The following is a 23206-nucleotide window of genomic DNA, read 5'->3' as shown; positions in this document are numbered from 1 at the left end:
ACAGAGTAGAGAGCAGGGAACTATGTCTAAACCGCAAATCGATGTCGCCATTGCGATTTTATTGCATCAAGACAAAGTACTGGTGGGTTGGCGTGAAGCAAAACAACATCAGGGCAATAAACATGAGTTTCCGGGCGGTAAAGTCGAGCAGGGTGAAAGTCCTGAACAGGCTTGTCGTCGTGAAATTTTTGAAGAGGTTGGAATTGGTTTACATGACTGGCATGCTTTTGATTTTATTCAACATGAATATGATGATGTCATTGTGAAATTACATTTATTTCATGCCACCGTCCCGCATGCGTTGCTGAATGAAATCCAAAAGCCATGGGCCTGGTATTCGCGTCAACAACTCATGAGTTTGAATTTTCCAAAGGCCAATCAAGCTATTTTGCAGCGTTTATATTGGCAGCAACAGATCAAAATCACCGCCGATTTACCAACACTTGAAACGCTTAAAGAGACGCTGTTGTATTATTGGCGAGTCGATGCCAGCGCAGAAAATGCAGAGGCATTAAATCAATTACCTACCGTGATTTTAAAACAACTGATAATTAATGAAGATCTATGGTCATTACTCTCTACAGAGGTGCAAGCACATATTTCGGCTTTACATCTTAAGCAGCACCAATTGCTGAAAAAAAATAAAGGTGATTTACAGCTTGGGAAGCGCTATATCGCAGCTTGTCATGATCAAGTTTCTGCGCTGCATGCGCAAAAAATTGGCTGTGAGGCTATTTTTATGAGCCCAGTTCTGGCGACACAAAGTCATCCAGAGGCGCAAGGTATGGGATGGGCGCATTTTTCTGAGATTGCACGAGGCATAGAAATCCCTGTTTTTGCTTTAGGTGGCATGCGTCCTGAATTATTGTCTATTTCACAGCAACATCATGCTTATGGGGTGGCAGGTATTCGCAGTTTTTAAATTAAAGTGTGTATTGAATTAAATTTGTATTTAAAGTCGATATTTTAGACTTAAAGTAACTATTGGAAATAAGCTTACTTTTAGTATGTTTTAAATAAAAAAGCCTGATCTCAATTAAGATCAAGCTTTTTTACGGGGTGCTTAAAGAGCTTTAATTGCTTGTTGTGCTTTTTGAATGGTGCTGCTTTTCTTTTGCATTTGACCAGCTTTTAAAACAACATTCCAAAGCTGTTGTTTCATCGGCTTGGTTTGAGCATAGCTTAATCCACGCAGTGCCAACGATTCTGCATTCGCAGGCTGATTTTTTCGATTGGCGATCATTGCCAAATATAAAAAAGTTTCCGCAGATTGTGGTGCCAAACGCTGTGCTTGAGTTGCAGCACTTTCAGCTTCATTCCATTTTCCATTGGCATAAGCGGTTTGCGTAGTTTGCATCAATTTTTTGAATGCAGGTAAGTCACGACCATCATCAAACTTTTGAATTTGGGTTTTCTGCTCAGGAATAACGATGCGTTGACGTTTAATTTCTGGATGGTCATATGGCGTAATAATGACCCCAGAAGAGTCATGGATATCTGCCTTTTTTTCAGGTGGAGCAGGCGGCTTTTGCTCAGGTTCGACTATGGTTTGGCAACCAGCCAAAATGATCGTCAAAACGCTCAGAATACTGAACGTTTTTAAAACTTTAATGTTTTGCAATTTAATTTGTATACTCTCCACTTGAGATGATGCGAGGTTGATCAGATGAACCCTGATCATTATCGACATCACTTTCACGAATGTAGTCACCTAAACTATCATTTTGTTCCTGAGTTGGCTGCGTCTCTTCAGTATCAACTGTGTAAGGTTCTACTTCATATTGTGTCGAACCACATGCCGTCGCTTGATTTGGAATAGAGTTGCGCGACAGAGGAATATACATCGCACCTGTACAATGCTGTGCAGATAAATTACCTGAATAACGGTCTAACCAATGCCACTGTACGCTGTCTGGTTGACGTAAATTAACTGGTTTTTGACGTAACTGCTTCATGACATTGGTCCAAACAGGAAGTGCTCCTGACGAACCAGTTAAGCCTGTAACTTTGTTGTTGTCTAAACCTAACCAAACCACACTTAAGTAATTACCTGAATAACCTGCAAACCATGAGTCACGCGTATCATTGGTTGTCCCTGATTTACCTGCAAGTTTAAGTGAAGCCGGTAATGATGCATAAGCAGAACGGCCTGTCCCTGAACTCATCACTTGTTGTAAACCGTAGTTCAAGATAAAGGCTGCATCAGGTGCAATAGTCGGTTGTACCGTTAAGCTATAACGATCTAATAAACGACCATTGGCATCGACCACTGAACGAATAGCTTTCACTGGATATTTGAAGCCACCGGTTGCAAAGTTTCCATAGACACTCATGACTTCCATCGGTGACATATCGATAGCACCGAGGTAAATCGAAGGGTAGCTTGGAATATTAGAAGTCACACCAAACTTTTTCAGATGGTTAATAAAAGTCGACATACCGAACTCTTGACCTAAGCGTACCGCAGAGAGGTTATACGAGTTTGATAGGGCATCGACCATTGGTACGACACCATGTGCGCCACCACTATAGTTTTTCGGTGTCCAAGCTTTGCCATCACTTTGAATGCTGATAGGACTGTCTTCGATTTGACTCGCCCAGTTATAACGGTTTGATTCTATCGCACTGAGGTAAATCACAGGTTTTAGCAATGAACCGACTTGACGTTTAGCATCCATTGTACGGTTAAAGCCAGTAAAGTCCTGCGTTGAACCGACTGCTGAAACCAATTCACCATTTTCAGGATGAGACACCAGTACCGCGCCTTGTAATTCTTTCAAGCGTGCTGGATTGGCATTACTTAAACGTGCCACAGATTCTTTAAATGCAGTTTGTACACGAGTTTGAGCAATCGGGTCCATCGCGGTGAAAATACGCAGACCTTGATTGGTCAAATCGCTTTCTTGGTATTCGGTACGCAGTTGACGACGCACGATATCCATATAGTCTGGGAAGCGAGAAGGGCCCAATGTTGGTTTTGTAATGACATTTAATGGACGCGCTGACTCAGTTTCATATTGTTCTTGAGTTAAATAGCCCATCACCACCATATTGTTTAACACAATATTACGGCGTTTAATCGCACTTTCAGGGTTTTTCCACGGATTATATAGGGTCGGACCTTGAACCAAACCGACTAAATACGCCTGCTGAGCAATATTTAGTTCACGCAGCGGTAAACCAAAATAGAATTGTGAAGCTAAACCATAACCATTGATGGAATAGTTACCGTTTTGCCCTAAGTTCACTTCGTTTAAATAAGCTTCAAGAATTTCATCTTTGTCATAGTGAAGTTCAATCAGCATCGCCATTAAGGCTTCATTGGCCTTACGCTTAATGGTTCTCTCAGGCGATAAATAGAAATTTTTCACCAATTGCTGAGTGAGGGTTGAACCACCTTGACGTTTACCACCTGTGACATTACTCACGATGGCACGTGCTGTACCACGAATGGAAATACCATGATGCTGATAGAAATTACGGTCTTCTGTAGCAATTAAAGCTTGGATTAAAGGCTTAGGTACTTTATCGAGTTTAATCAGCACACGGTCTTCATTGTGCTGAGGATAAATACCACCAATTAACATCGGCTCTAAACGGGCAATACCACTACTTGAAGGTTTAGTCGCACTTACTTCAGTGATTTGATCTTCACCAAAGGTCACTTTAAGGACTTGTTCCGGGTCGACACTATCACCAAAGTCAAAACCACGCGTATGGATATAGGTCACATTGCCAGAAGTAACGTAACTCCCTGTTTTCGCATAGCTATCTTGAGCGTTATAACCCAAAAGTTTCAGTTCTTGGTTGAGGTCTGCTTGGCTTACAGGCGCATTGGTATAAATTTCTAAAGGACGTGCAAATACCTTGGCTGGAATATCCCAGCGTTGACCTTCGAATTTGTCCCGTACAATATTATCTAGACGAATAAGATAAATGCTGAACACGAGAAATCCGCCGATAATCAACAGCGAAAAAATCAGTGCAATTATGCCTATGCCACGTTCAGACTTCATAAATAGTGATAAGACCCTGAGAAATTTTGCTAATCATGCGAAGCTTTTCAGTATTTTGCAATATTTAAACTGTTATATGTATGCAAAATATTGGAAGCTACTTCACTAAAGTCGAAACTTTAAAGTTTTTTTAAATCATTTCTGTTAGTGATATGATACCAATGAGGCGAAGCGGAGCAAAAGCGCAGGTGCAAATTTCACATAAATCATTTCGAAACATTGGGTTGATTGGTCGTCCAGACAAATCATCAGTGATCGAAACCCTATGTTTGATCCACGATCATATTTTAAGTTTGGGATTACATCCTGTATTTGATACGCAAACAGCGCAGCTGGTTCCCTACAATAATACTCAGACGGTCAGCCGTAATTTATTGGGTGAAGTCGTCGATTTGGTTATCGTTGTTGGGGGAGATGGTTCATTGCTTCATGCCGCACGTGCCTTGGTGAAATATAATACCCCTGTGATTGGGGTGAACCGTGGTCGTTTGGGCTTCCTGACCGATATCAAACCGACAGAAGTGATTTTCAAGTTAGATCAAGTGCTCAAAGGTGAGTTTCAGCTAGACCGACGTTTCTTGCTAGAAATGGAAATCCGCTCGAAAGGCGAGTCGATTTATGATGCTGTAGCTTTAAATGATATTGTGCTGCACTCGGGTAAATCGGTACACATGATCGACTTTGAACTGAATATTGATGGGCAATATGTATACCGCCAACACAGTGACGGTTTAATTGTTTCGACACCAACCGGCTCTACAGCTTATGCATTATCTGGTGGTGGTCCGATTGTCCACCCAAGTATGGATGCGATTGCCTTAGTGCCAATGCATCCACATACTTTGTCGTCACGGCCGATTGTCGTCGGCGGACAAAGCGAAATTAAAATTTTGATTCGTGAAAATCGTGTTCTACCAATGGTCAGTGCCGATGGTCAACACAGTGTATCATTGGGTGTAGGCGATAGTTTACATATCCGCAAACATCCATTTAAGCTCAACTTATTACATCCACCTGGTTATGACTTCTATATGGCATGTCGTACCAAGCTAGGCTGGAACCAAGATTTTGACTCATTAAAGCAGGATTAATTATGAATATTGAACAGATGCTTGCCGTACTCGATCCTGAAATTGTTGGTCGATTAAAAACGGCAATTGAAATTGGTAAATGGCCAAATGGCGTAGCGCTGACTCAAGAACAACGTCAAATTTGTATGCAAGCGGTGTATGCATGGGAAATTAAACATTTGCCAGAAGATGAGCGTAGTGGTTATATCGACCGTGGGACCAAAGAAGAAGATGAGCATTGCGACTCGCATGTGGAAGAACCTGAGTTCAAGCCGATTCGTTTCGTTTAATCTATTTTCTTTCTGATTGAAAAAGCCAGCTTAATGCTGGCTTTTTATTGGCTTGATGCATGCCTAAATTTTTTGCTTCATACTGCTTATTTAAACGTGACGATTTGCCCACATGGTTTTGGCAGTTTGCATTGCATCATCAAAACTTGCGACGGCGCCCATGGTATACAGTGCGATTCCCATGGTTTCGGTGACCGCGATTTCACCATATTCATGTGTCTGCTGACCGTCCCAAACGGCTTTAAAAACGGCCAAATCGAGTTCTTCTTCGACTGGACTACGGTTGTCCGTCAGTTTAGGCAACTCATGTTCATACATTTCACCCTCTTTGATGCCACAAATTAAGGTTTTTGCATCGGGGTTACGTTCGAATTCACCACCTTCACCCTTAATGACAGCACTATTTTGATAACCCAATTGGAATGCCGCACGTTGGTGTGATCCACGATAGGCCGGATGGAAAATCGCTTGCATGGTGGCTTTGGCATTAAATGGATTTATCAGACGCGCAAGGGTGTGAATTGGGGAACGTAAGCCCATGACATTGCGTAGTGAAATTAAATCACTGAGTATTGGTGAAATGACGTCGAGCGGAATATAAGCAAAATGACGTTGTATAAGCTGCTGTTCCACATCTGTATCATTTTTGCAAATAGGAAAACCCAAATACTCTAATACTTGTTCTGTATAAAGGCGGTTAATGGTATGACCTGAAGCGCCATGCATTACGACATTGTAGCCGTGTTTTGCCAGCGTTAATGCGGCCAATAAAAACCAAGGATAATGTTTGCGTTTACCTGCATAAGATGACCAATCTAAATCGACATCAAGCTTTTTAAACTTGAGCTGATCACGTGTGGCTTGGACAAAGCCTGTCAGTTCATCGACAGATTCTTCTTTTACACGCAATAACATCAAGAAAGCGCCCAATTGAACGTCTAAAACCTCATCTTTTAAGATCATGCTGAACGCTTGGTAGGCTTCATCATAAGTGAGAGAACGTGCGCCATTTTTACCTTTACCCACGATACGGACAAATTGCGCAAAAGGATGTTCAAAATCTTTGTAAATATTTCGTTTATTGTTCATGCAAATACTGGGCTTAAAATTAGGACTTAAGGATAGTTTACTTCTATAGTTGGTATTTTTCAGCCTGATAACAGGTTTAAAAAAGGATGTCTTTAGACTATCGTCTAATGATCTCGGTCTATTATTTAACCGAAATTAACATTTGTGGCAGAACAAGCCATTAAAAAACAGGTAAAATTTAACCTACTTTAGTATGTGTTTCATCTCCTGATCAATGCGCTGATTTTATATCAGGTCCTGATGTGATTATTTAATCACCATACATATTTCGTTTTTCTGTATTTGGCTAAGTCAAATACCTTTGGTGCTCTTTTGTCGAAGACAAAGGGGTTTTGGGCTGTTTATTTTTTGAAAATAGACAAAAACTGAATATTTCTTTGAAGCAGAAATATATCGTGAAGTAATGTCATGGCTAAAAAACCAATTTATAAGTCACTATATTTTCAAGTGATCGTTGCCATTATTGCGGGTGTTTTGGTGGGGCATTTCTCACCAAGTGGCACGCAAATTATCAATGGTACCGAGCAATACGTAAAAGGCTGGGGTGAATTGTTCTATCCACTAGGACAAGGTTTCATCAAGCTGATTAAAATGATTATTGCACCTGTGATCTTCTGTACCGTGGTAAGTGGTATTGCAGGTATGGAAAGCATGAAATCTGTGGGTAAGACAGGTGGGGTCGCTTTACTATACTTCGAAATCGTTTCGACCATCGCACTCATTATCGGTCTTGCAGTGATTAATATTGCAAAACCTGGTGTAGGCATGAACGTAGATCCAGCATCTTTAGATACTGCAGGTATTTCTAAATATGTTGAATCTGGTGCAGCACAATCTACCCAAGAATTTTTTATGAATATCATCCCAAACACCGTTGTTGGTGCGTTTGCTGAGGGTGAGATTCTTCAAGTTCTATTATTTGCCTTATTATTTGGTTTTGCATTGCATAAACTTGGTGATGCAGGTAAGCCTGTATTGAAGTTTATTGATCAAATTGCACATGTATTCTTTAACATTGTAAACATGATCATGAAGCTTGCGCCAATTGGTGCCTTCGGTGCGATGGCTTATACCATTGGTAAATATGGTATCGGTAGTTTGGCGCAATTGGGTCAATTGATCATCTGCTTCTATATTACCTGTTTGCTGTTTATTTTCCTTGTACTTGGCTCAATTGCACGTATTTGCGGTTTCAGTATCCTCAAAATGATTCGTATGATTCGCGAAGAGTTACTGATCGTACTGGGTACGTCTTCTTCTGAATCTGTACTGCCACGTATGTTGAAAAAACTCGAACTTGCTGGTGCAGAAAAATCTGTAGTGGGCCTTGTTATTCCAACAGGTTATTCATTTAACCTAGATGGTACGTCTATTTACCTGACCATGGCAGCAATCTTTATTGCACAAGCGACCAATACACCGCTTGATATTTCGCATCAGATCACGTTGTTGTTGGTTCTACTGATTTCATCTAAGGGTGCTGCGGGTGTGACGGGTTCAGGCTTTATTGTGATGGCTGCAACATTGTCTGCTGTGGGTCATATTCCTGTTGCAGGTTTGGCATTAATTCTTGGTATTGACCGTTTCATGTCAGAAGCACGTGCATTAACGAACCTTGTCGGTAACTCTTTGGCAACGATTGTGGTTGCGAAATGGGTGGGTCAATTAGACAAAGAAAAACTGGATTTTGCTTTGGCAAACCCTGAAGAAATTGACCGTCAGATGCAAGAAGAAGGCAATGCACATCATGCCTAAGGCAGATGCTGTGATGTAAAAGATGTCATTTAAAAAGGAAGCTTCGGCTTCCTTTTTTAATGCAGGACTAAAGCCAAATTTGAACGCTTTAGTTTTTGGGCATGACGGCCGTTCTAAACTGCAATAGGATGGAGTTCAACAAAACAACAAACTTAACCAAGGAAGAAACACATGCTGGCTTATGATGCAGACTTAGAATTATTTCGAGATAACTTTCGCCGTTTTATGGCAGAGCATGTCGCACCACATTATGAGCAATGGGAACGTGAAGGCATTATGCCGCGATCAGTATGGAATGCCTTGGGTGAAAATGGCTTTTTATGTGTCGATGTGCCTGAAGAATATGGCGGCTATGGCGTCCCAACGCATTATTCACTGATGTTAGTTGAAGAATCTGCTCGCGCAGGTTTTAGTGCATTATCGACAGGTATTTCATGCCATTCTGAAATTGCAGCGCCTTATATTTTGCACATTGGTTCAGAAGAACAAAAACAATATTGGTTACCGAAAATGGTCACAGGTGAGGTGGTCGGTGCTATTGGTATGACAGAGCCGGGAGCAGGTTCGGACTTGCAGTCTATGCGCAGTAGTGCAATTTTGCAGGGCGATTATTATCTGCTCAATGGCTCGAAAACTTTTATTTCAAATGGTCAACATGCAGACCTTGTGGTATTGGCTGCGAAAACTGATCCACAAGCACGTGCCAAAGGTGTGTCATTACTTTTAGTCGATACACATTTGGATGGATTTAAGAAAGGTACCAACCTCGACAAAATTGGTCTGCATGCGCAAGACACTTCAGAGTTGTTTTATGACAACGTCAAAGTGCCAAAAGAGCAACTTTTGGGTCAAGCTGGACAAGGCTTTGCTTACTTGATGCAAGAGTTACCGCGTGAACGTACCGCAATTGCCTCGACTGCAATTGGTGCGATTCGCGGTTCCATTGATGTGGCAACGCAGTATGTTAAAGAGCGACAAGCGTTCGGACAGGCGATCGGACAGTTCCAAAATACTCGTTTTGTCTTGGCACAGGCTAAGATTGACGAATTGGCTACAGCGGCATTTTATAATCAAAATGTTGAACTTTATATGCAAGGCAAACTTGATGTTGAAACTGCAGCAGCACTCAAGAGCTTTTCTACCGATATGCAAATGAAAGTGGCCCATAATCTACTTCAATTATTTGGTGGCTATGGTTATATGACCGAATATCCAATTTCACGTTTCTTTGTCGATGCACGTATTCAGCAAATCTACGGTGGCACCAATGAAATTATGAAAGAAATCGTGGCACGAAGTATTTTAGGTCGATAAACAATTTATCAGGCTGAAATTAAAATAGCGAAGTGAAGACTTCGCTATTTTTTTTAGGATGTATTTCTATAGAGACGATGTATTTCTATAGATTTGCTTATTTGAATTAGATTGTGTGTTTAATTTTGCGTGAATATTTTGAAACCTATGATAATGACGGTTGCCCCAAAACTTGTAGACAGACTTCAATAAATTCAGGCGTATCTAAAGTACTGCGAGACGATATATACAAGTTATTATCATTCACGACCGATTGATCCGACACCACCACACCTGCGTTTAATAAAGCGGATTTCAGCGTTTCAGATTGGGCGAAATGACGACCTTGTATGACACCAGCTTCTAATAACAACTGTGGACCATGGCAACTGCTCAAAATCGGCTTTTGGCTATCTGCAAAATTACGAACAAAATAGATAAAACGGTCATCTAAAGCGAGTTTCTCGGGTGAATAACCGCCGGGGATAAACAAGGCATCAAAATCGTGCACAGAGGCATCGTCGATACTTTGGTCAATGGTGATCTGGGAACGGCGTTTCATGCCGTAAACAATTTTTCCAACCTGATCTTCGATATTGATAATGCTGTGCCGAGCGGCTCGAAATGCCTCTACAGGCTCAAGATACTCAATATCTTCAAAATCGTAGGTCACTAACACTGCAATTTTCTTGTGCATACTTGTACCTATGGGTCTGTTATTTTTTTTCTGATATTTAGACTACAAAGCAATGATAAAAATTACCTGTGTCTTTTGTAATAAATGCGTCAATGACTGTAAACACTAGATGAAAGTGCCTATTAAGTCACTGAAAAAACGATCAATGACCAAGTGTTTATACAGATCATCTTTAAGTTTCAAATTATTTCTATGCCATGAAAGCCAAGTTTTGAATTTTTTATTTTGCTGCAGGTATTGAGAGCAAAATTTAAAAATGAAATGACCAATGAAACAAATTGATTGATGGGCTTATACAAGGAGATGGATCTATTCAAATTAGCTAGAAAGGAGAAGGGCTACTTATTGTGCTGCTCAAGATGAATGATCAATAAAGCCGTCAAAAGGTAAGATTTGCCTTAATTATGGCTTTACCTATCAGTTTGGCTGTTTTGGCTCTTAAGTTAAGCTGATGAAGCTTTAATCAACTGTATGTTTTTAAGGCTGAAACCATCAAAGTCGTATTGCGCAACATTTGAAAGCTAACTATTGTTATACTGTTTGCAAAATTTTTTTGAAGGGCGACATAGCAATGATCAACGATGATCAAAACACTCCGACTTCTCTGGACTTAGCTCAAATTCGTGAAGATATCGACTCTGTTGATATGCAGATTCAACAACTTATCAATCGTCGTGCGAAACTAGCTGAGGCAGTTGCAAAAGCAAAATTTGCTGCTGAAGAGAATCCACTGTTTTATCGTCCTGAACGTGAAGCACAAGTTTTACGTAAAGTTATGGATCGTAACGAAGGCCCATTGTCTGATGTGACAATGGCACGTTTATTCCGTGAGATCATGTCGGCTTGTTTAGCCCTTGAAGCACCGCAAAGTATTGCGTTCTTAGGTCCAGTTGGGACATATACACATTCGGCGGTGTTGAAACACTTTGGTCAAGACGCTGTTGTTCGCCCTCTTCCAACGATTGATGAAGTATTCCGCGAAGTAGAAGCAGGCAGTGCGCACTATGGTCTTGTGCCTGTAGAGAACTCATCTGAAGGTGTAGTGAACCACACCCTAGATTGCTTCAAATCTTCACATCTGAATGTTATTGGTGAAGTGGAGCTGCGTATTCATCACCAGTTCCTAGTGTCTGAAAACACACGTAAAGACAGCATTAAACAAATTTATGCTCATCAACAAACTTTGGCGCAATGCCGTGGTTGGTTAGATGCTCATTATCCAGGTGTAGAACGTGTTGCACTCAGTTCAAATGCAGAAGCTGCACGCCGTATTCGCAATGAATGGCACTCAGCAGCAATTGCTTCTGAAGTCGCTGCGAACATTTACAACCTTGAAATTTTGCATAGCAATATTGAAGACAATCCTGAAAATACTACTCGTTTCTTGGTGATTGGTCGTGAGAAAGTACCGCAATCGGGCAATGATAAAACTTCATTGTTGATTTCTGCGCATGACCGTGCGGGGGCCTTACTTGAAATTCTTGCACCGTTTGCCAAGCATAATATTAGCTTAACAAGTATCGAAACACGTCCTGCATTACCAGAAAAATGGGCTTATGTATTCTTTGTGGACTTGGAAGGTCATGTTGAGCAAGAAAACGTGAAAGCGGCAATTGAAGAAATTCGTCCGTTAGTAAAAGAAATTCGTGTATTGGGTTCATATCCGATTGCTGTTCTTTAAGATCACAACTGTGATCAATTCCATCAGGAGTTGATCACCTTCATCATTTGAAAAAACTGGAAGTGTAAAATGACGTTTGTCCCAGCCAATGAAGGCATTGCAAAGCTAAAGCCTTACCAACCAGGTAAACCAATTAGTGAACTTGAGCGTGAGTTGGGTATTACAGATATCGTAAAACTCGCATCAAATGAAAACCCATTGGGTTGTTCTGACAAAGTGAAAGAAGCGGTTGCTGCTGAACTTGCAGAAATTGGTCGATATCCTGATGGTGGCGGTTTTATTTTGAAAGACCAAGTTGAAAAACAATTTGGTATTGCACATGACCGCATTACGTTGGGTAATGGTTCAAACGATCTTCTAGAAATTTTCGCTCGTGCTTTTGTTTCAGAGCAAGACTCTGTGGTGTATAGCCAACACGCATTTGCTGTGTATGGTCTGGTGACACAAGCCATTAATGCTGAAGCGATTGAAGTGCCTGCAAAAGGTTTTTCACATGACCTAGATGCAATGGCTGCGGCAATTAAAGACAATACTAAATTGATTTTTATTGCGAACCCAAATAATCCAACAGGTACATGGTTTGAAGAAGCTGAATTTGAAGCGTTCATGCAAAAAGTACCTGCAAATGTGATTGTGGTTTTAGATGAAGCTTATGTGGAATATTTCCCAGAAAACTTCAACAGCTTGAAATTCTTAGATCAATACGCAAACTTAATTGTGAGCCGTACCATGTCAAAATGCTATGGCTTGGCTGCACTACGTGTAGGTTTTGCTTTGGCTTCAGCTGAAGTGACGGATTTCCTTAATCGTATTCGTCAACCCTTTAACGTAAACCATCTTGCAATGGTGGCTGCTGTTGCTGCACTCAAAGATGAAGCGTTTATTGAAAAATCACGTGTAGTCAATAAAGCAGGTATGGCGCAACTTGAGTCAGGATTTGATGCTCTAGGTTTAGCATATGTGCCTTCACGTGCGAACTTCATTTTAGTTAATGTAAAAGCAGATCCTGCACAGACCTTTAATGCTTTATTAAAAGAAGGTGTGATTGTTCGTCCAGTTGGTATCCCTGAGCATTTACGTGTATCAATTGGGACTGAAGCTGAAAATGCTAAATTCTTGGCGGCATTAGCTAAAGTTTTGGGCTTAGAGGCTAAAGCTTAAGTCATGTCTGTGCCACTATTTGAAAAAGTTGCTTTTATTGGGCTTGGTCTGATTGGCTCAAGCCTAGCTCGCGTCATGATTGCTGAAGGTTTGGCTAAGGAAATTGTGGCGTCTACGCGTTCACAAAAAACTTTAGAAGATGCAAAAGCTTTAGGGCTTATTCAGCAGGGTTATAGCGATCCTGCTGAAGCGGTCAAAGGTGCAGATCTTGTTGTTTTGGCTTTACCTGTTCGTGCGACACAAAAAGTCCTTGAAGCGATCAAACCTTATCTATCCGAACAGACGATTATTACCGATGTTGGAAGTACCAAAGGCAATGTTGTTGATGCAGCTAAAGCGGTTTATGGTGAGCAATTACCTGCTGGTTTTGTACCGGGGCATCCGATTGCGGGGGCTGAACTAACAGGTGTGCATGCCGGTAAGGTAGATTTATTTGCTAATCACAAAGTGATTTTGACACCATTACCTAGCAGTGCAGATTGGGCTGTAGAGAAACTGATTCAATTGTGGCAAGCTGCCAAAGCGGAAGTGATTTGCATGGATGTGGAAAAACACGATGAAGTGTTGGCCCATACCAGTCATCTTCCGCATTTGATGGCATTTAACTTGGTTGAGCAACTTGCGAACCGAGAAGACAATTTAGATATTTTCCGTTATGCCGCTGGCGGTTTTCGTGATTTCTCACGCATTGCTGCAAGCGACCCACATATGTGGCATGACATCTTTTTTGCCAATAAAAAGGCAATTTTAAATGCGGTAGATGGCTTTGAAAAACAATTGGCTATTCTTCGCAAACTGATTGAAGATGAAAATTCACAAGCGTTGATGGGACTGTTGGGGCATGCACAAGCGGCACGTCAACATTTCAATCACATGCTCGCAAAGAAACCACTGATGGAGAAAAATAAAGTGACGACACAGCAATTCAAAATTTTACCGGGTCCAAAGCAATTCCAAGGTAAATTTACTGTGCCAGGTGATAAATCTGTGTCACATCGCTCTATCATGTTTGGTGCTATTGCAGAAGGCACAACGCATGTCACTGGTTTCCTTGAAGGTGAAGATGCCTTGGCAACCCTCCAAGCATTCCGCGATATGGGGGTGAGTATTGAAGGCCCTAAAAACGGCGAAGTCACCATTCATGGTGTAGGCATGCATGGTTTAAAAGCACCTGCTGGCGCTTTGTATATGGGTAACTCAGGCACTTCCATGCGCTTGCTTTCAGGCATGTTGTCGGCACAGAAGTTTGATTCGGTGATGACGGGTGATGCGTCATTATCAAAACGTCCAATGGAACGTATTGCAAAACCATTACGTGAAATGGGTGCGCAAATTCAAACCACAGGTGAGCGTGGTACGCCGCCCGTATCTATTTCTGGAGGTCAAAACCTTAAAGGTATTCACTACGACTTACCAATGGCATCTGCACAAGTAAAATCTGGTATTTTGTTGGCAGGTCTTTGGGCGGAAGGTGAAACTGTTGTCACTGAGCCAGAACCGACACGTGACCATTCTGAACGTATGCTTCGTGCATTTGGTTATGACGTGAAAACAGAAGGCAACCGCATTTCACTTCAAGGTGGCGGCAAGTTAGTCGGTACGGACATTCAAGTACCCTCTGACATTTCATCTGCAGCATTCTTTATGGTGGGTGCAGCGATTACTGAAGGTTCAGATGTCACACTTGAAGCGGTCGGCATTAATCCAACACGTACAGGTGTAATCGAAATTTTAAAACAGATGGGTGCTGACCTGACTGTTGAAAATGAACGTATCGCTGGCGGTGAGCCGATTGCAGATATTCGTATTCGTGGTTCACGTACACTCAAAGGCATTCATATGCCAGAAGATCAAGTGCCATTGGCGATTGATGAATTCCCAGCGTTATTTATTGCTGCTGCATGTGCAGAGGGTCAAACCATTTTGACTGGTGCAGCTGAACTTCGAGTGAAAGAGTCGGATCGTATTCAAGTGATGGCAGATGGCCTAAAAATTATGGGTATCGATTGTACGCCAACCGAGGACGGCATTATCATTGAAGGTCAAGGCAAAGCGGGTGAGTGGGGTGCAATCTTCACAGGTGGTGAAATCGAATCACATCATGACCACCGTATTGCAATGAGCTTCTCAATGGCAGGTTTACGTACTTCGGGTGAAATTAATATCGTGGGTACAGAAACTGTTGCAACAAGTTTCCCAACATTTACAGAGCTAGCGACTCAAGCCGGTTTAACGATTGCGGTAAGTGAATAAATAATTCACTAAATTTGTATATTTATTCAACAACAGCCAAGCAAATGCTTGGCTGTTTGGTTTTAATTGCTTATGCTAAAACTATACAACAAGAATGTCTTTGGATAGATACATGAGAAAACTACAATTCACCGCCCATAGCGATTCAAATCGAGTTGAAAGCAGTACTGATACTCAAACTCAAGTGGCTGAGTTTTTAGCAAGTAAGCTTGAGAAATATGGCTTTCAAACATTATCGCAAAGTGGTGATCAGATTGCAGTCAGTGTCGATCAGCATGAATTGCCACTTTCAGTGACATGTCAGGGGCAGGATGAATCCGGTCGTCTAGTCTGTGAAATTACCTCTTATCCAGATGAAGACCAAGATTGGTTAGATCGTATTACCGAGCAAAGTCTATTGAACCAATTGGCTCAAGCGGTTGAAAACAGTTTAAAAGAAGAAGAGTCATATAGTGAGTTTCAATGGAAACAAATGACAAAGTAATCTGAAAAATTGAATTAAAAATCATCCATAAAAAAGCAGCATAGCGCTGCTTTTTTGTTTTTTAACGGAATGTATTTACAACGTTATAGACATTCAATATTGATAGGATTAATAGTTCGATTGCTCTTTTTCACATAGTCACACATTTTTTCTGACTCTTGTTCATTGAGTCCCCAAAACACGATCACACCACGTTGATCAGTCAATTTACTATCGCTTAAATAAATATAATGGGTGTCATGATATTTTTTATCGAGCATATCTTTATATTTTTGATCGGTAAAAGATGAACAAGACGAAATTTCAGCTTCTTTACACACCGAGTCACTCGAACAGCGTTGCTTAAAGGTTGAAATCATATTCATGGTGTCAGTGCTGTTGAGTTGGGCTTCACACACTTGGCTGTTGGGAAAGTCGTAGACCATTTTTAAGCTAAAATCACGACCATCGACATTCATCTTGTATGACGCAGTCAAATAGGCTTTGGGACCATCGTTCGCAGCAACCGTAGACGCTGGCAAATTTGTCGTTGTGGATGGGGTTGAATTAAAATAATAGACCAAAGCTGCAATGCTTAGACTTAAAATCACAGCAACAATAAATTTCATTTTTCCCTCTAAATTTTATCTTAATTTTTCTGGGTATTATTTCTGTAGTTGATTATTTAAACAAGTAAATAATTGGTTTTTAGATAAAAAATTGAGGCGTAATCAAAATTAAACGAGCATAGGCTTAAGTCATTACATGTTGAACGAATTGTGATTACTAATGCAAAAAATGGATAACTCGACAAGCGAGTAGTTCAGTTTATCTGAAATATTGGGGGAATAGAGCGTTCGCTAGGCAAAAAAAATGAGCCAGTTAAGCTGACTCATTTTTTTGTATTTTTTATACTAAAAAGCGTGAAATCGCGATACGAAGCTGTTTTAGATAACCTGTAAAGAAGTGGTTTGCACCTGGCAAAACCGTGATTAAATGGCGCTGTGGTTTGGCCCACTGAATCAAGTCAGATAACAGTGTGACATTATCTTCTTCACCATGAATAAATAAAATATCACCCTTAATATGCGGAGTCACATAGTGACGCACACCTGCAACTGTTGTGGTTGGTAGGCCACATAAAATAGTTTGTACAGGCTGCAATTCTACTGGCAATAGGGCATAGCATTTAGTCATGACATTTGCACCAAAACTAAAACCGCCTGCATAAAATGGCAGGTTCGGATGTTGGTTGCGAGCAAATTCAATGACTTGCATAGTGTCTTTGGTTTCACCATTGCCTTCGTCATGTATTCCTGCACTTTGGCCAGAACCACGGAAACTTGGGCGGTAAACAACATAGCCACGTTCTAAGAACATTTGCGCTAAAAGCACAGGGACTTTGTGCTGTGGTGTACCACCTTGCAATGGGTGAGGGTGTGTAACTACCGCGAATCCTTTCACTTCACCCTGTGGATAATCAACAAAAATTTCAAGTTGACCCATCGGCCCTTGAATGAACATTTGTTCTGACATAATGACTAAAATGTGAAAGCGGGAGAGTCTATAGTTTACAGATTAATATTATCTAAAACACAGATTGGATTTAAAAATACTCTACTGTTATAGTTTGTTTAATTAAAAATTAATCAGGATGTTTATGCTCGCTTTAATTTCTCCAGCAAAAACTTTAGATTACGAAACCGCTTTACCGACTGAAAAATTCACTCAACCACGGCTATTAGATCATTCTGAAGAATTGATCTCAGTCGCACGTAAATTGTCGGCAAGTGAAATTTCAAGCTTGATGAGTGTCAGTGAGAAAATTGCGACTTTAAATGTTGAGCGCTTCCGAGATTGGCAGCCTGATTTTGATTTTGCCAATGCACGTCAAGCAATTTTTGCCTTTAAAGGTGACGTGTATACCGGTTTAGATGCTTATCAACTTGCAAATACTGACCTTCAATACGCACAAACCCATTTGCGTATGCTCTCGGGTCTCTACGGTTTATTGCGTCCACTGGATTTAATGATGCCATATCGTTTAGAGATGGGGACCAAGTTGCAAAACCCACGTGGACATAACTTGTACGAGTTTTGGGATAATACAATCACCAATCTCATCAATGACGATTTGGCAAAAGCCGGCTCTGAACTTTTGGTCAACATCGCTTCAGATGAATACTATAAGTCGGTCAAAGAATCAAAAATTAAAGCCGAAATCATCAAACCTGTTTTTCTGGATCAAAAGAACGGCAAATATAAAGTCATCAGCTTCTATGCCAAAAAAGCACGTGGCCTAATGGCGCGTTATTTGTTGGAAAATAAAATTGAACGTATTGAAGATATCAAGTCGTTCAATACCGATGGTTATTATTTCGATGCAGAGAGTAGCTTAAAGGGCGAATTGGTCTTTAAGCGAGACGAACAACAAGCCGCTTAATTTCGAAATTGAAAAACTTAGACCGAAAAGAATATGAATAGCCGCTGCTTAGAACTCAGCGGCTTTTTTTATCTTCTTCATTCGAGATGTAATGGTGGGTCTGTGAAATTGATCGTGCTTTAAATTTCGCAGGTGAAATGATCTATGATTTGAGGCTTTTTGCGGAAAAGGCTTCGAAAAAACATTCAGTTATTATCTTGTCTATCAGTCTAAAATATATTACAAAGTTAACATTGATCGAACAAATAGCTTATTAAATGACTTAATAAGATATAAAATTGTGAAATACATCACTTTTTTGTTTAAGTTTTTTGTTATTATAGCTAAATATTTAAACATGAATAAAATTTTGTTATGAAAAAAATACTGATACCAATTTTTATACTCAGCATTGTGTTTTTAGGGTTTAGTGTTTATAAGAATGCAGAGTTAAAGCGACAGCAAGAAATTAATCAGGTGTTCAATGATGATTTGAGCGCATCACCTTATATGCGCTAAAAAAAATCAATCTTGCTGCTTTTGCATTGAGCTCAAGCATGGTCTTGAAGTGTTCGTTTAAATATTGATATTTTATTTTTACATATAATAATTTGAAACTTTATAAAGAAAACAATGTCTTAAATTTACTAAATTGAAAAGCGATAAAAATGTGGAAACATTAAAAAATCAATGTGTTATAATTTGCCGAAATTAATTTGATCAGTATTTATTGATATTAAATACGAATTAAATGACATAAATAGAGGAGCTGCATAAGTTTATGCAGCTTTTTTGTTTGCAAATTTCAACATTTGTACCGTGTTGTATGCTGTTGAAAATAGGATTTTTTAAAGCCTACAATCTGCCGAATTGGCATATTCGTTGCTTAGGCATACACAAAATTAATGATGAATACATCACATGATTAATTTTGTGGAATGCTTATATGCATAAAGTTTACTTCATAGGGGCTAGGTCATGACGACTCCTAATCCATCTTCCGAGAACATGCTTGAACGTCTGTTTAAACTGAGCGAAAACAAAACCAGTTTCAAAACAGAAGTCATTGCAGGTGTAACTACTTTCTTGACAATGTGTTACATCATTATTGTCAATCCAATGATTTTGTCCGAAACGGGTATGGATCATGGCGCTGTTTTTGTCGCAACCTGTTTAGCAGCAGCCATTGGCTGTTTGGTGATGGGTCTTGTTGCTAACTATCCAATTGCCTTAGCACCCGGTATGGGCTTAAACGCTTACTTTACCTATTCTGTATGTTTGGGTATGGGCGTGGAATGGCAAACTGCTTTAGCAGCTGTTTTTGTCTCTGGCCTTGTTTTTATCGCTATCAGCATGTTCAAAATCCGTGAAGCGATTGTCAATGCGATTCCAATGTCGCTTAAACTGGCGATCGGCGGCGGTATTGGTTTATTCCTTGCGCTGGTTTCTTTGAAAAATGCCGGCATTATTGTTGATAACCCTGCAACACTGGTTAGTCTGGGTGATTTAAAACAGCCGTCTGTCTTGTTAGCTTTACTTGGCTTCTTGATGGTTGTGGTTATGCATCACTTCAAAGTACGTGGTGCAATCATCATCAGTATTTTGGTGATTACTGCAATTTCAACCCTGCTGGGCTTCAACGAATTTAAAGGTGTTGTGGGTGCTATTCCTTCAATCGCTCCAACACTCATGCAAATGAACTTCGAAGGTCTATTCACCGCAAGTTTGATTGGCGTGATCTTTGTATTCTTCTTAGTCGATTTATTTGACTCTACAGGTACATTAGTCGGTGTATCACACCGTGCAGGCCTATTAAAAGACGGTAAATTACCACGTTTGAAGAAAGCATTATTTGCTGACTCATCTGCAATTGTTGCGGGTGCGGCATTGGGTACGTCCTCGACTACGCCTTATATTGAATCATCAGCAGGTGTTGCTGCCGGTGGTCGTACAGGTTTAACTGCAGTTGTAGTTGCTGTATTGTTTATTTTGGCATTGTTCTTAGCACCACTTGCTCAGTCTGTACCAGGTTTTGCAACTGCGCCAGCATTGTTGTTTGTTGGTGTATTGATGATTCAAGGTATCGTTCATATTGAGTGGGATGATATTACTGAAGCAGTCCCTGCATTCTTAACAATTGTATTTATGCCGTTTACCTATTCAATTGCAGACGGTATTGCAATGGGCTTCATTAGCTATGCATTGGTTAAATTGCTGACAGGTAAAGCGAAAACTGTACCATATATGGTCTGGATTATTGCTGCACTTTGGGCATTAAAATTTGCTGCATTTGGCGGTTAATACTGTCAAATAGCGAAAGGGTGTAAACTCAGTTTGCACCCTTTTTTTATTTTTATGAGGATAAGAGATGGATCAACTTGAGCTGATTCGCGCTTTGCCAAAAGCAGAGCTACATGTGCATATTGAAGGGACATTTGAGCCTGAACTCATGTTTGCAATTGCCCAACGCAACAATATTGCAATCCCTTATCAATCAGTCGAAGAATTAAAAGAAGCGTATAACTTTCATAATTTACAGTCTTTTTTAGACATTTATTATGCAGGTGCAAATGTACTGATTCATGAGCAAGATTTTTATGATTTAGCATGGGCATATTTCGAAAAATGTGCAGAAGATCATGTGGTTCATACTGAAATGTTCTTCGACCCACAAACCCATACAGACCGTGGTGTTGCTTTTGAAACGGTTTTGAATGGCTTACAACGCGCTTGTGATGATGCTAAAACGAAACTGGGCATTAGCTCACATCTGATTATGTGCTTTTTGCGTCATTTATCTGAAGACGCAGCATTTGCAACATTAGAACAAGCTTTACCATATAAAGATCAAATTATTGGTGTCGGTTTAGATTCGAGTGAAGTGGGTCATCCACCATCAAAATTTGAACGTGTTTTTGCAAAAGCCCGTGAAGCCGGTTTTCTTATCGTTGCGCATGCAGGGGAAGAAGGTCCAGCAGAATACGTATGGGAAGCCTTGGATTTGTTGAAAGTAAATCGTGTTGACCATGGTGTACGTTCAGAAGAAGATCCTGCTTTGATGCAACGTTTAATTGCAGAGAAAATGCCATTAACCGTTTGCCCATTGAGCAATTTAAAGCTATGCGTGGTCAAAGATATGGCTGAGCATAATATTCGCCGTCTATTGCAACAAGGTGTGCATGTGACCGTCAATTCAGATGATCCATCGTACTTTGGTGGTTATATGAATGATAACTTCATTGCGATCACCAAAGCGCTTGATCTAAGCAATGCAGAGTTAAAGCAACTGGCAATCAACTCTTTTGAAGCATCATTTATTTCAGTTGCTGAAAAGCAAGCTTGGATTAAAAAGATTGAAGCGTTGAATTAATAATCAGCGTATAATCTCAGGCAGTGAATATTCACTGCCTTTTTTATGTTTAAATCATGCTTTTCTCTCATTCAAATCGCTCTATATTTGCCCCATCGATTACATTTTTAGCCTCAGTATTGATTTCATCCGCTGCTATTGCAGATAAATCAAGTTTAAGTCAGCGTATGCTAAAGCCTGTGATTGAATATCAATGCTCGCAAGAATTAAATAGTTCTAAAATTTGGAAAGGCGCTGCGTTGTTTATGAGTGCTCAACAGAAAAAAGACAATCAAACTGCGATTTGTCAGTGCGTGAGTGAGCATGCCATGGATGATATCGGTGCGAAAGATCTGATGACTGCTGCAGTGAATGAAACTGAAAAGAATAAACTGATTTCTAAAGCGGTTTTGAATAGTATGCGCGGCTGTGCTCAGCAAGTGCTGAATTAAAAGATGATGCTCACAATAAAAGCCACATGATGTGGCTTTTATTTTGTCTTTATTAGGGTTTTGGTTGTCGTGTCATACTTTTGAGCACATGGTCTTTATCAATAAAATGATGTTTCAACGCTGCCAAAATATGACCCACTAAGAGCAAGCCTGCTGCCCAAGAAATCCAAATATGTAGCGGTTTCACGATGGCTAATAATTCAGGATTATCTTGTACCAAGCGTGGTATTTCAAACAAATACAAGACAGGGGCCGGGTGACCTGCGCTCCAACTAAATAAGCAACCTGTAATCGGTAAAGCTAGTAGTACAAAATACAGTGCTAAATGACCCAAATGTGCCAAGGTTTTCATGCCGGATGACATGCTGTCAGGTAAATCTGGAGCGGGGTGGGTATAGCGCCAAAAGATTCGTATCACCACCAAAAAATAATCGTAGTCGCAATATTTTTATGGAGGGTAATGACTTGTCCTTTAAAGCTGCCATCGACGTCATAACTGAGAAAATTGCCACTATAAAAGCCAATTAACCATGCCACGATGAATATGATCGCCATCAGCCAATGTAAGACCTGAGCTGTTCGAGTGTAGTATTGTGTGTTATTGCTCATGTTGATTATTTAAGCGTCCAATCTTATGCAGATTCTAATACAGACCACAAAAATATGCGTCGTTTAAAATCGGTACACAGTGTTGTGAATATGCAACGCAGGCATTGATGATTAACTACACAGTTACCGAATTTATTTTAAATAGTCATATCAGATGGTGTGTGATTTGGGGCACAATATGCGCGTTAATTAACAGAACAAAGGAAATATTCGTGAAAAAATTAGTTGCTATTCTAGCACCATTAGCGCTTGTTCTTTCTGCATGTGCTGCGACTGGTACAACAGGTACAAGTACCTCTACAGGTACAACTTCAGCAAACAGCTTGGCAATGATGGCGGTTAAAGTGGGTGTTCAAGCGAAATGCGTGACTGAGCTAAATAACAACAGCTACTGGAAAACTGGTTCAAAACTATTAACAGAAACTCAAAAATCTGAACTACAAACTGAAGTGTGTTCATGTGTAGGCGAGAAAGCGACAACTAGCGTGACTGCAACGGATTTGGTTGTAGCAGCAATGGATAAAACTTCACAAGCAAATCTTGCGGCTAAAATCGTGACAAATACTTTAAATGCTTGCGTGATCGAAACATTTAAAAACTAAGATT

At 40.3% G+C, this 23206-nt stretch carries 20 protein-coding genes and 1 pseudogene; 14 read left to right on the top strand and 7 right to left on the bottom strand.

The genetic code is table 11. The features are described from left to right. Positions 1-22 precede the first annotated feature (22 nt). The gene (locus tag FTU79_RS11340) at positions 23-922 is read left to right on the top strand and encodes an NUDIX domain-containing protein (protein ID WP_180009489.1); all 900 of its coding nucleotides are present in this window, start codon (positions 23-25) and stop codon (positions 920-922) included. A gap of 141 nt (positions 923-1063) precedes the next feature. On the opposite strand, the gene FTU79_RS11335 is transcribed toward FTU79_RS11340, so the two are convergent. After that, the gene (locus tag FTU79_RS11335) at positions 1064-1585 is read right to left on the bottom strand and encodes a tetratricopeptide repeat protein (protein WP_257224301.1); all 522 of its coding nucleotides are present in this window, start codon (positions 1583-1585) and stop codon (positions 1064-1066) included. A 37-nt stretch (positions 1586-1622) separates the two neighbouring features. Then, a complete protein-coding gene (mrcB, locus tag FTU79_RS11330) occupies positions 1623-4016 on the bottom strand; it encodes a penicillin-binding protein 1B (RefSeq protein WP_180050106.1) in 2394 nt (797 codons plus the stop codon). A 152-nt stretch (positions 4017-4168) separates the two neighbouring features. Here mrcB and FTU79_RS11325 point away from each other — a divergent pair, with 152 nt between their 5' ends. Continuing rightward, on the top strand, positions 4169-5107 hold the full coding sequence (locus tag FTU79_RS11325; protein ID WP_078189100.1) for an NAD(+) kinase: 939 nt from the start codon (positions 4169-4171) through the stop codon (positions 5105-5107). Between the two features lie 2 nt (positions 5108-5109). Further along, positions 5110-5376, top strand: a complete 267-nt coding sequence (locus FTU79_RS11320) for a YeaC family protein (protein WP_078189099.1) — start codon at positions 5110-5112, stop codon at positions 5374-5376. 90 nt (positions 5377-5466) lie between these two features. On the opposite strand, the gene FTU79_RS11315 is transcribed toward FTU79_RS11320, so the two are convergent. Continuing rightward, positions 5467-6465 (bottom strand): glycosyl transferase family protein, encoded by a 999-nt coding sequence (locus FTU79_RS11315; protein ID WP_180010865.1) that lies wholly within the window; start codon positions 6463-6465, stop codon positions 5467-5469. A 408-nt stretch (positions 6466-6873) separates the two neighbouring features. Here FTU79_RS11315 and FTU79_RS11310 point away from each other — a divergent pair, with 408 nt between their 5' ends. Together FTU79_RS11310 and FTU79_RS11305 are read left to right on the top strand one after the other, a co-directional pair. Continuing rightward, positions 6874-8220, top strand: a complete 1347-nt coding sequence (locus FTU79_RS11310; protein ID WP_180005246.1) for a dicarboxylate/amino acid:cation symporter — start codon at positions 6874-6876, stop codon at positions 8218-8220. Positions 8221-8391: 171 nt separating this feature from the next. Next, positions 8392-9534, top strand: a complete 1143-nt coding sequence (locus tag FTU79_RS11305; RefSeq protein WP_111885331.1) for an acyl-CoA dehydrogenase family protein — start codon at positions 8392-8394, stop codon at positions 9532-9534. 145 nt (positions 9535-9679) lie between these two features. On the opposite strand, the gene FTU79_RS11300 is transcribed toward FTU79_RS11305, so the two are convergent. Next, the gene (locus FTU79_RS11300; protein ID WP_180041486.1) at positions 9680-10210 is read right to left on the bottom strand and encodes a DJ-1/PfpI family protein; all 531 of its coding nucleotides are present in this window, start codon (positions 10208-10210) and stop codon (positions 9680-9682) included. A 571-nt stretch (positions 10211-10781) separates the two neighbouring features. On the opposite strand from FTU79_RS11300, the gene pheA reads away from it, so the two are divergent. From pheA to FTU79_RS11280, 4 genes are all read left to right on the top strand, one after another. Continuing rightward, a complete protein-coding gene (pheA, locus tag FTU79_RS11295; RefSeq protein WP_078194414.1) occupies positions 10782-11891 on the top strand; it encodes a prephenate dehydratase in 1110 nt (369 codons plus the stop codon). A gap of 69 nt (positions 11892-11960) precedes the next feature. Next, a complete protein-coding gene (hisC, locus tag FTU79_RS11290) occupies positions 11961-13052 on the top strand; it encodes a histidinol-phosphate transaminase (RefSeq protein WP_180009484.1) in 1092 nt (363 codons plus the stop codon). Between the two features lie 3 nt (positions 13053-13055). Further along, on the top strand, positions 13056-15305 hold the full coding sequence (locus tag FTU79_RS11285) for a bifunctional prephenate dehydrogenase/3-phosphoshikimate 1-carboxyvinyltransferase (RefSeq protein WP_180009483.1): 2250 nt from the start codon (positions 13056-13058) through the stop codon (positions 15303-15305). A 112-nt stretch (positions 15306-15417) separates the two neighbouring features. Continuing rightward, positions 15418-15789 (top strand): hypothetical protein, encoded by a 372-nt coding sequence (locus tag FTU79_RS11280; RefSeq protein ID WP_180009482.1) that lies wholly within the window; start codon positions 15418-15420, stop codon positions 15787-15789. Between the two features lie 83 nt (positions 15790-15872). Here FTU79_RS11280 and FTU79_RS11275 read toward each other — a convergent pair whose 3' ends face one another. Beyond that, positions 15873-16397: a hypothetical protein gene (locus tag FTU79_RS11275; protein ID WP_078194408.1), complete on the bottom strand. Its 525-nt coding sequence runs from the start codon at positions 16395-16397 to the stop codon at positions 15873-15875. 280 nt (positions 16398-16677) lie between these two features. Further along, a complete protein-coding gene (locus FTU79_RS11270; protein WP_078189088.1) occupies positions 16678-17304 on the bottom strand; it encodes an alpha/beta hydrolase in 627 nt (208 codons plus the stop codon). A gap of 124 nt (positions 17305-17428) precedes the next feature. On the opposite strand from FTU79_RS11270, the gene yaaA reads away from it, so the two are divergent. The 4 genes from yaaA (at position 17429) to FTU79_RS11250 (ending at position 21991) form a co-directional block, all read left to right on the top strand. Further along, the gene (gene yaaA / locus FTU79_RS11265) at positions 17429-18211 is read left to right on the top strand and encodes a peroxide stress protein YaaA (protein WP_180050103.1); all 783 of its coding nucleotides are present in this window, start codon (positions 17429-17431) and stop codon (positions 18209-18211) included. Positions 18212-19168: 957 nt separating this feature from the next. Next, positions 19169-20491 carry an NCS2 family permease gene (locus tag FTU79_RS11260; protein ID WP_180050100.1) on the top strand — a complete coding sequence of 441 codons (1323 nt, stop codon included), beginning with the start codon at positions 19169-19171 and terminating at the stop codon, positions 20489-20491. A 67-nt stretch (positions 20492-20558) separates the two neighbouring features. Then, entirely contained in the window at positions 20559-21560 is a 1002-nt protein-coding gene (locus FTU79_RS11255) for an adenosine deaminase (protein ID WP_180050097.1), read from the top strand. Between the two features lie 56 nt (positions 21561-21616). Beyond that, positions 21617-21991 (top strand): hypothetical protein, encoded by a 375-nt coding sequence (locus FTU79_RS11250; RefSeq protein ID WP_180009410.1) that lies wholly within the window; start codon positions 21617-21619, stop codon positions 21989-21991. A gap of 52 nt (positions 21992-22043) precedes the next feature. On the opposite strand, the pseudogene FTU79_RS11245 reads toward FTU79_RS11250, so the two are convergent. After that, positions 22044-22600 (bottom strand): annotated as a pseudogene (locus FTU79_RS11245) (cytochrome b). A gap of 212 nt (positions 22601-22812) precedes the next feature. On the opposite strand from FTU79_RS11245, the gene FTU79_RS11240 reads away from it, so the two are divergent. Further along, on the top strand, positions 22813-23202 hold the full coding sequence (locus FTU79_RS11240; RefSeq protein ID WP_180003980.1) for a hypothetical protein: 390 nt from the start codon (positions 22813-22815) through the stop codon (positions 23200-23202). The last annotated feature ends 4 nt before the right edge of the window (positions 23203-23206 follow it).

The sequence above is a fragment of the Acinetobacter sp. YH12144 genome, assembly GCF_013418345.1.
Classification (GTDB): Bacteria; Pseudomonadota; Gammaproteobacteria; order Pseudomonadales; family Moraxellaceae; genus Acinetobacter; species Acinetobacter amyesii.
The sequence above is the reverse complement of the archived record's forward strand: the minus strand, read 5'-3'. Positions and strand labels throughout refer to the sequence as shown.